The organism is Candidatus Magnetominusculus xianensis, from assembly GCA_001541255.1.
GTDB lineage: Bacteria > Nitrospirota > Thermodesulfovibrionia > Thermodesulfovibrionales > Magnetobacteriaceae > Magnetominusculus > Magnetominusculus xianensis.
In genome coordinates, this window is sequence record LNQR01000075.1 from 1 (window position 1) to 9,589 (window position 9,589).

Here is a 9,589-nt window from a genome sequence, read left to right on the forward strand (position 1 = left end):
AAATACCCCAGCTGCCTAGCCGCTACGCCCACCCCTCAAAAGAAAGGGGGGTGCTATTATGACACAGTCTGGAAAGCGGGAATCCAGGAACCCATCGATCAGAGCTAAAAGTATAGGCAATCTCAGCTTAATTTTTCTAATGCGTTTGCCCTGGTGCGTCAGCTTGACTTTAACGTGCAAACAATATATAATGTTAGCATGTGGAACTGTAAGAACATCAGATGCCATATCTGCAGGACTCTGATTTGGGGGAGGTAATGCAGTGGCGAAGTCAAAGATACTCTTAGTTGAGGACGAGGCTATTGTTGCACTGGAGGTTAAGGATAGACTCCAGAACATGGGATATACCGTTGTAGATATAATATCACACGGAGAGGATGTTTATGAGGCAGCCCAAAGAACAAATCCCGATCTAATCCTGATGGATATAAAACTCAAAGGCCCGGTTGATGGTATAGAAGCCGCAACTCACATTCGCACTGAGCTTGACATCCCAGTGATTTATCTGACAGCCTACAGCAACGATGAACTCAGAGACCGTGCCTTGAAATCATGCCCCTCCGGTTATATCATAAAACCATTTAAAGAGATAGAGCTAAACATCCTTATCAAGCTGGCCCTGCAAAAACATGTGAAAGATAAAAAATTTATTGAAATAACCGGTAATCTGCAAGATAAGATAGAACACAGCCGCAGTGACCTGGCCGAGGCAAACAAGCGTCTCGAAGAGCAGATACAACAAAGCAGACTGAGGGAACAGGAAATCGAGAGAAACTATGAAATACAAAAGATCATAAGCAAGGTGCTGCGTACATCTCTGGAGCCTATATCTATAAAGGAACACCTTCAGCGCACACTTGAGCTGATTCTCTCTGTGTCATGGCTGGCGCTTGAAAAAAAGGGTTCTATATTCCTGACAATCGAAGGAAAAGAAGAACTTGAGATGGTAGCATGGCATGGACTTGGGGAGAATCTCATAGAGATTTGCGGGATACTGCCCTTCGGCTACTGCCTCTGTGGACGGGCGGCCTTGACACGGAAACTTGTCTTTTCCGACTGCTTAGACGAACGACACGATGTGAGATTCGACGGTATGCAGCCACATGGTCACTACTGCGTGCCGATTATATCTGGAGAGAAAATCCTTGGCGTAATAAACATGTATGTAAGGCATGGTCATACGAGAGACGAAAGGGCTGACGATTTTCTCAACGCAATAGCCGACACGCTTGCCGGTATAATAGAGCGCAGAAGCATTCAACGAAAGCTCCGGCACATGGCCCTCTATGACAATCTCACAGGGATTCCTAACCGCACGATGTTTTTTGATCGTCTCGGGCAGTCAATTGCCCTCGCAAAGAGGCATAACCGGACTATAGTGTTGTTTTATCTGGACCTGGATAAGTTCAAACATATAAATGACACGCTTGGTCATGATGCAGGCGATGAACTGCTTAAGGAAACGGCACGAAGGCTCCAGTCGTGCCTCAGGGAATCAGACACGGCTGCCCGCATGGGCGGCGATGAGTTTACTGTGATTCTGACTGAAGTAGCAAGTGAAGCAGACGCCGCTGCCGTTGCTAACAAGGTAATCGAGACACTGCAAGTCCCATTCGAGTTGAAGGGTTATTTGTGTTCAATTGGTACAAGTATAGGAATCAGCATATATCCAACATCGGCAAATGAGGCAAGTGCCCTTATCAAAAAGGCTGACATGGCTATGTATGCAGCTAAAACCAGCGGCAGAGGGACTTACCAGTTTTACTCAGGAGAACAGGTAACCTTTGACCTGCTCGTTGATTATGCCGTGAAGTTCGTAATGTTCAACAATGGCAAGTGGGACCATAACAAGTGGCTTAGCCTCTTGTTTGACATTCAGAGGCGGGGATTTGATCTTTCAGACACAGGTACGGCTTCATTAGGACTTGTCCTTGAGTCGTTAAAACCAATGATGTGTTCTACAATTGGAAAGATGAATTCTATGAGCTTAATCAACCTCAGCGCAACTTCATTTATTCAAAAAAATGACGGCAAGTGGGACTCTCAGCAGTTGAAAAATTTCCACAGTGATTTGGTCACAAACGGCATCAAACTAAACGACGAAACCACAGATATGGTAAATCACTTTTTAGAATCATTAAAGACTCTTTATAGTAACTTCCACTCAGATATTTAAACATTATATCCTGATTACCCATAACACTTACTCTGTCTTCGCAGGCAGCCCATCCCTGCTTAACATAGCTGTGAGCATCTCTTTAGAGCTGATTGCCTTTACCGGTCTGACCTCTTTCAGCCTGAATGGAATTACAAAAGCGGTTATAATCCTCATCAGCGAAGACATTATCAATATGGCAAAGATATTAAATCCAAAAACAGGAGGCATATAATCAATCACGACGGCACTTATCATCGAACCGGCAAAGATGAACAGACCATTAAATGTATTAAAATAGGCAATGCATCTCGTTCGTGTCCCCGCTGTAGATGCATCATAGACATAGTTTGTCGTTGAAAGGAGATATCCTCCATATAAAAACCCCGCTATTATCTGCACTATAAATAAAAACACAGGCGCCTGACTTACAAGCCATAACAGGGGGATAAAGGCAATGGCGCGTGATGTAAACCTCATAATTCTCACATTACCAATCCTGTCTGCAAGCGCCCCCCAGCGTTTTGTCGTGAGAAATATAATAACATTGCCCGCAGATATGAGGCTGGTGTATAAAATATAACTAAAGTGCAAATCCCTCAGCATCAAAACAGCAAAAAACGGCGCGGCCATGTGAATTGAGAGGCTCATCGCAGATGCAAACAGCACGAATCGTGTAAGAGCATCCTTTCTGCCTAAGAAATCCCTAAAACTGAAGTAGTGTTCCCTTGCGGTTGACATGGGCGGCTCTTCTATCTTTATAAAAAACCAAAGAGATGTCATTCTAAATACAAATGCAGCGAAAAATACGATAACAAACCCAGATACCGGGTCAACAGCCCTGTAATGCTTCAGTACCAATCCGGCGCAAGTTGAAGTCCCTACGGTGATAAACCCCATTATCCTGTTTCGCCATCCAAAATACTTTCCAAACCGTCTACTGGGGACAAGCTCAGAAAGCATACTTGCCCATGCCGGCTGGCCCAGCGCCCCAAGCCCGACAAAGAGTGTTACAGCAACAATATATGGCATTACGCCAAGCCCTGCTACCATTGCCATTGCCGCAATGAAGGCTATCGTTACGGACTGAAGAAAAACCAGTATAGTGACCGCATTTTTCCTTGAGCCAAGCATGTCTACGAAATCCGCCCCCTTTATCATTATTATGGAAGAGAAAAAGTTAGGCAGCGCATTAAGAATCCCGGCATGTCTGGAGCCGCCTCCAAGTATTAGCAGAAACGGTGTAAAAAAATCGTGGGAAGCCCCTGCCATCATGCTTCCAAATATGCCTTCAAGGAATGAATACCGGAGGTTTAGCTTTTTTTTACTGCGCATGCTCAGGCACTACGGTCAGACGTCACCCTGACTACAGTCTTAACGTTCCCTCTTGGATTAAAATCCCCGACAACCTCTAAATACCGGGGTGACAGCTTCCCGCTTAGTTCGTTATATATGACGTTTGCAGCATCTTCGTGTGATATGTATTTATTTCTAAATGAGTTTAAATAGAGCTTCAGGGATTTCAACTCGACAATGAGTTTGTCTGGCACGTAAGTTATTCTGATTACGGCAAAGTCCGGGTAGCCGGAGCGTGGACACAGGCATGTGAACTCCGGCAAGTCGATTTTTATCTCATAGTCTCTGTCAGGATGGGGATTGTCCCATAACTCAACAACTGCCTCAGACACATTCTTCTCGCCATACAGCATAATTATGATATTATCACGTTATCAAAAAAAAAGTACACACTGCCATGCAGCTATTATTTTTTTATGTTAAAATACGGGTGACTAATATCACGAGGAGGTATAAATAATGCCGAACATAGGAATGGATCTAAACAGGTATATCTTAGAGGAAGAGAGGAAGTATCCAAGCGCCACAGGGTCATTGTCCATAGCATTGATGGCTATCGAGACCGCTACAAAGATAATAGCCTCGCACGTGAGGATGGCTGGTCTTGCGGAGATATTTGGCAAGGCGATGAAGACTAACATCCAGGGCGAGGAGGTTCAAAAACTGGATGAATTTGCAAACAATGTCCTTATCAGGATATTGTCCGACAGCGGTCACTTCTACGCCTTAGCGTCTGAAGAGCTTGACGAAGTAATATTTCCTGAAAAAGGAACCGGAGGCAAGTACATTGTGGCCTTCGACCCGCTTGACGGCTCAAGCAATATCGAAGTCAATGTCAGCATCGGGACAATTTTCTCCATATACAGAAAAAATAAAGGCACAGCCGAAGACTTCCTGCAAGGCGGGGACAAGCAGATAGCTGCCGGATATGTCATCTATGGCTCATCGTCAGTCTTTGCCTATACGACAGGGACGGGATTAAACGCATTTACACTTGACCCATCGGTCGGACTTTTTTTATTGTCTCACAAGGACATGAAGATACCTGAGAGTGGCAAGATATACTCGGTAAATGAATCAAACTCTAAAGGCTGGGACAAGAGGATAAGAGATTACTTCGACACACTGAAAGACGAGGGCTACACTGCACGCTTCAGCGGCACAATGGTTGCCGATGTCCACAGGACGCTCCTAAAGGGAGGCGTATTTGCCTATCCTGCCGATGCAAAGAGTAAAAAAGGGAAACTTCGGCTGCTCTATGAGGTACTGCCTATGTCTATGATAGTAGAGCAGGCCGGAGGCATGTCAACCGAAGGCAAGGGCGACCTCCTGCAGGCCAAGCCCGAAGAGATACACTCAAGAACCCCTGTGTTTATGGGAAGCCGCAAGGAAATCGTGCAACTTATGAACACCCAATTTATGTCTAAGTGATGCCCGCCCGACTTATTGGCTCAGGCAGCGGTGAGTTAGGCTCTGCATGATAAAGCAAGGGGAGGTTTTATCATGAATATTTCAGGGTTAATGAAAAAATAGCTTACAGTATGCAGATGCTGACATCACCCCACAGCTTATATACCAACCTGCGGGCGGCTCTGAAGCACATAGTACTGCCCATCGGCGTATGCCCCTTCAATATCTTGCGGGCTGCCAAAAGCGCTCTCTACAATGACTCCAATTTCTTTTATTTTTGACAACAACCCGCCTCTAAATGCCTCGTCTCTGAGCAGTGGGCTTGCCGAATAATCAAGCAGCACACGCTTTGGCTCCCTCAACGTAATCGAATCATATAGTCCCGCCCCCGCAAACCCAGACAGGTCTTCTACGTTTGAGTCTGAACGAAAGATAAGGCCATCGGCATAAAGGCCAAAGCTCTTACCAGGATATGCGGCAACATTGGGGGTGCTGCTGTCTTTTTTACACGTAAAGCTCAGGGCGCGGCCAGGGTGGTTGCCTACAAGGGTCTCTCCAAGCCCTAATACTACCTCAGCAAATATTTCGTCCCTTGCACCGGTTACCGGATTTACCGTATGTATCACAAACGCATAGTCAGCGTTGACGACCTCCTGTACAAGTACAGCCATCGATACGCCTTCATGGGGATTGCCCGCGAAGTTTTTTACCCGGCTCAGGTACGCGCGTTCATTCCAGAGCGAGGCCCAGACCTTTTTAATACACTGCTCAATCCTGTGCCTCTCTGTTTTTGGATATGATAGTCCGGCTTCTGACATCACCCTCTCCAGCGCTGAGATAAACTCATCGGGGATAGTCAACCCTTCTATAACAGAGCGCAGCTTTGGAAGCGCCTCATTTGTTACATCTTTTTGCAGCTTAAAGTACTGGGTTTCTATTTCAGAGTTAAGACTAAGCACTTTGTCAAATGCCCCGAACGGGATTACCACTGAGGGCGGCAGCTTAACCCAGTCAGGAACTTTACCTGTCAGGGCGGCAAGATTGTTTGACTTGCCGCCGGCGATGCGGCGGTTAAATGCCTTTGATAGCAGAGCAAATGATGTGAACTCAAGCGGCGCCACTCTCAGGACAGCGCTTGTGTCCTGCGTATCTGATGAGTTTGGCGCGTCTGACGCCGTTGGCTCAACAGTCTCATTAAATGCAACACCGCCTGATTGGGTTATACTAAGCGAAACATACCTACCTGCAAGTCCCTTCAGTGATTCTAAAACGGCAGAATCATAACATGTCGCAAACAGCACGCGTGCATTTCTTGCCCTCACTGCCACATGAGATACTATATCTGTCATATCTGGCGATATTACGGCAGTCACACCGCGCGGGATTTCCTCATCACCAGCAACCTTACCCGCTATGACAACTGTTGGTGTGTCGAAGCGTTTGTCCTGTATCTGATAAAGCGTATCGGCAGTTACAACCTTCCCGCTTGCCACAAATGGGCTTATCACCTGCCAGGCACCAAGGTTATATTCCGCTCTGAGCAGTTGATTAAGGCGTCTTAGGAGCATCGAAAGCACAAAGGGCGGCTGACCGCGAAGCAGTTCCTCAGTGAACAGGTTAATCGTCCATGCGGCAGCGTTAAATGCCCTGCCGAGGAATTCGGCATTTTCCTGAAACGTATTATAGTACCACTCAACGGCACTGCCAAGTATTCGCTCAAGCCGCTCTGTGACACTGATAATATGCAACACCCAGTCATGTGCATCTCGAGGCGGGAGGTTCCTCAGATGTGCCGTGCAGATGCAAAGCTCTTCGTCAGCATAACCGGTGAGGTTATCAGCGGCAAAGATAACTAACTCGATGAGTGTTGACTTGTCAATATGCTGGCAGCGCTCCGCTAGCAGACGAATGAATTCAACAAGGGACAAATCCAACAGCAGCATCTCCCTTGCCCTGTGTGTATCTCTTTCACCATTTAACAACTGCCTGAGCCTGCCCCGAACCCATGTTGCAGTGGCAAACAGGTCTTTAATCCTGCCAGTGTCACCGGCATCTTTATTTTGTCCTATAAAATTCAGGGCGTTTTTAATATCGTTGTCAAACAAATGGGAAGAAGTTCTCAATGCACGGTCAAGGTCGGTTGATGAGTGGACGGCCTTTAGGGTCTTCAGGTAATTTTCAAAATCATAAATCAGTCCATCCTTAATATGATGGATAAAGTCCGGGTGTGTACGAATCGGTCGTTCAAAACTGCGCAGGCGCTCCTCTGTGACACCGCCCGCGTTTAATACCTCATAGAACCTGCCGCGGTCGCCGTTACTTCGCAGAAAGGCAAGATAGGCCTCGCAGATTACGACGTCGTCGGCTGTGGCATTGTTATGGAGCTTTTGGTGCCACTCCTCGAGGAAATGACCGGAGACTTCCTTTATCCTATGACGGTGCATTATCTGAAGTATCTCGTCTCTGATACGCTGCCCGTCCCCGCCCGGCCCCATTGTCATCAGCATAAGCGGGATAAATGGCCGCAGCTGCGGGTTGTTGATATATATATCAGTAAGCTTTAGTGTCAGGCGGTCTTCGGCATGGCTAAGTTCACGCGGCTGCGTGTTGTAATTTCTCTGCCAGTCAAGCTGCCTTATCGCGGAGTAGCGCAGCCAGACCGTTAGTAAAGCAAAGCCGTCCACATCCCCACCAAGCCGCTCACATAGTCCGTAACACAGGTTAAACCTGTGCATAAGCGTCCATGAGTTACCGCTCATTTCGGCATTTATAATTTCATTTGCATATTCTGTGAGGGCTTGCTTGGAGAACTCCCCTGACTGAGGCGCGATGGGGATATAGAAGTTCTGCCCGCTGCACTTTAACCATTGGCCGGTTGATGACAGATGCAAGACAAATGTAACATAGGGCGGTGCGAATTCAGCAGGGATTTCCAGATGACAGTGTCCGTATCCAGCAGCAAAACCCAATGGTGAATCTACGGCAGTGCCGCGGCGCTCTGAGCCTTCTGGTACAGGTAGTTCAACCGGTGGTGCGAGCCAGCGACCACCGCTGCCTACAGACACACCCCAGTGAAGCAGTGCAGTGTCAGGCTGTGGGATTAAGCTGGTATATATGTCAAGTGCATAGCCGCTGCCGGTATTTGTAACCGCTGCATAGAGCCGCTGCCCTTTGTCAAATGTGTGATTAAACTCGTAAGTACTGCCTGCAATAGTTGGTAAGTCAGGCAATGTTTCAGGGGTTTCAGGGGAAACTGGCACTACGCCGGTGTGCCCTGATTTCATATCAATCAGCTCAATCAGGTCAAGCCGGTAGTTTTTCCCATTATTATTGTCCCAGCGTTTTTCAGCCGGGAAAAACAGGACAAACTCAACGGCTGTAAACGGTAAATCATCGCTAATGGACAAAGTAATGACCGATACAGACTGGCTGATTGACTCAAAGGGTGTTTGTGCCGATGCAGTTCCTGCTGTTTTTGTGCCGTGCGGGCGAACGGACTCAGGAGGCAGCTGCCACTTCGTGGACTTATCAGCGCACACACCCCAGTGAAAAATACACTCAGGTGGTTTGTCTCCACCACGCGGGCACAAACGCAATGTCATCTGCCCGCCGTCCTCTGCGGCAACATGAAGGATAAGCCCTCTTTTTAATTGCAACTCATGCATTTCAGTTCCTCTTGGGCATTTCCTGTTGGGGAGGCAGCCCTGCGTCAGGGTTTACAAGGGTGTATTTGGACGCTAGGTATTGTCTTTGACAATGGATACAATTTTCTTGTGATATGTGATGACTGATTCTCTGGTCTTACCGCTTATCCCTTCATCCTGTTCGAGATTGGAAATGAGCTGCTGTCCTTCGGCGTCTATGTGGCAGACGAGTTCGTCTTTGATAGTGTGCATATTCTCCAGCTTGGCAATGAGAGTGTTTACACCCACAACAAATTCTTTTATAAGAAAGACATCTTTATCACGCAAACTGATACGTTTTTGCATATCTCCTGTGAGTATTTCATCCATATCTTTGAGCATTCGCTTAAACGGGCTTAGAATTCGATAGACAAAAAACATAATCAAAAATATCGCAGCAATCCCATAACTCAGAAACACAAGCGCAAAGGCAATGGCGCCCTGATATGTCATAGCGGCGTTTGCGCCCTGAATCGGGCCGGAATATTTTTTTAATATAACGGCAACGACAATGGCCAAAAGTACAGTTATCCCTATGACTGCTGTAATCAAAAGATTCAGCCTGCTGGCAAATATGGAGCGCTGCCGTTGAGGGGAAACGCTATCGATACTATTACCGCCTTCCATAGTAATCAATAGTAGCATAATTTAATAAAAATGGCAAGCACAATAATTAGCCCAGGTTCCGATAGGAATTTGCGTCTAATGGTTTTTAAGGGTATTTTTATAATTTATAACATTGTGGTATGCCTTGCCAGATATTGACTTTTGTTTTTGAAATACTTTATTTTACTTCAATGCTCGGGTAAAAAGGTCATGGCGCGAGGGCGATAGGGCGATGGAAGACTTGACTGAAATAATAAAGGAACGTTCTAGGCCGGGTGTTCTCATATTCGTGTGCCGCAGCAAGCGGCGTAAGAGATGAGGGAAGACCCCTCGCAATCGGCTTGCAGGAGCAGGTTGCAAACCACCGTAAGCGGCTTGG

Annotated in this window: 6 protein-coding genes; 2 read left to right on the forward strand and 4 right to left on the reverse strand. The window is 46.8% G+C overall.

All coding sequences use genetic code 11. From position 1 onward, the window contains the following. Positions 1-262: 262 nt before the first annotated feature. A complete protein-coding gene (locus tag ASN18_RS10760; RefSeq protein WP_085052748.1) occupies positions 263-2,176 on the forward strand; it encodes a diguanylate cyclase domain-containing protein in 1,914 nt (637 codons plus the stop codon). Positions 2,177-2,203: 27 nt separating this feature from the next. Here ASN18_RS10760 and ASN18_RS10765 read toward each other — a convergent pair whose 3' ends face one another. Together ASN18_RS10765 and queF are read right to left on the reverse strand one after the other, a co-directional pair. Continuing rightward, entirely contained in the window at positions 2,204-3,490 is a 1,287-nt protein-coding gene (locus ASN18_RS10765; RefSeq protein ID WP_085052749.1) for an MFS transporter, read from the reverse strand. Between the two features lie 2 nt (positions 3,491-3,492). Continuing rightward, a complete protein-coding gene (queF, locus tag ASN18_RS10770) occupies positions 3,493-3,864 on the reverse strand; it encodes a preQ(1) synthase (protein WP_085052750.1) in 372 nt (123 codons plus the stop codon). Between the two features lie 106 nt (positions 3,865-3,970). Between queF and fbp the strand changes: the two genes are divergently transcribed. Then, the gene (gene fbp, locus ASN18_RS10775; RefSeq protein WP_085052751.1) at positions 3,971-4,942 is read left to right on the forward strand and encodes a class 1 fructose-bisphosphatase; all 972 of its coding nucleotides are present in this window, start codon (positions 3,971-3,973) and stop codon (positions 4,940-4,942) included. 137 nt (positions 4,943-5,079) lie between these two features. Here fbp and ASN18_RS10780 read toward each other — a convergent pair whose 3' ends face one another. Continuing rightward, positions 5,080-8,586 carry a phosphohistidine-like domain-containing protein gene (locus ASN18_RS10780; RefSeq protein WP_085052752.1) on the reverse strand — a complete coding sequence of 1,169 codons (3,507 nt, stop codon included), beginning with the start codon at positions 8,584-8,586 and terminating at the stop codon, positions 5,080-5,082. A gap of 72 nt (positions 8,587-8,658) precedes the next feature. Continuing rightward, entirely contained in the window at positions 8,659-9,231 is a 573-nt protein-coding gene (locus tag ASN18_RS10785; RefSeq protein WP_157072941.1) for a hypothetical protein, read from the reverse strand. Positions 9,232-9,589: the final 358 nt, after the last annotated feature.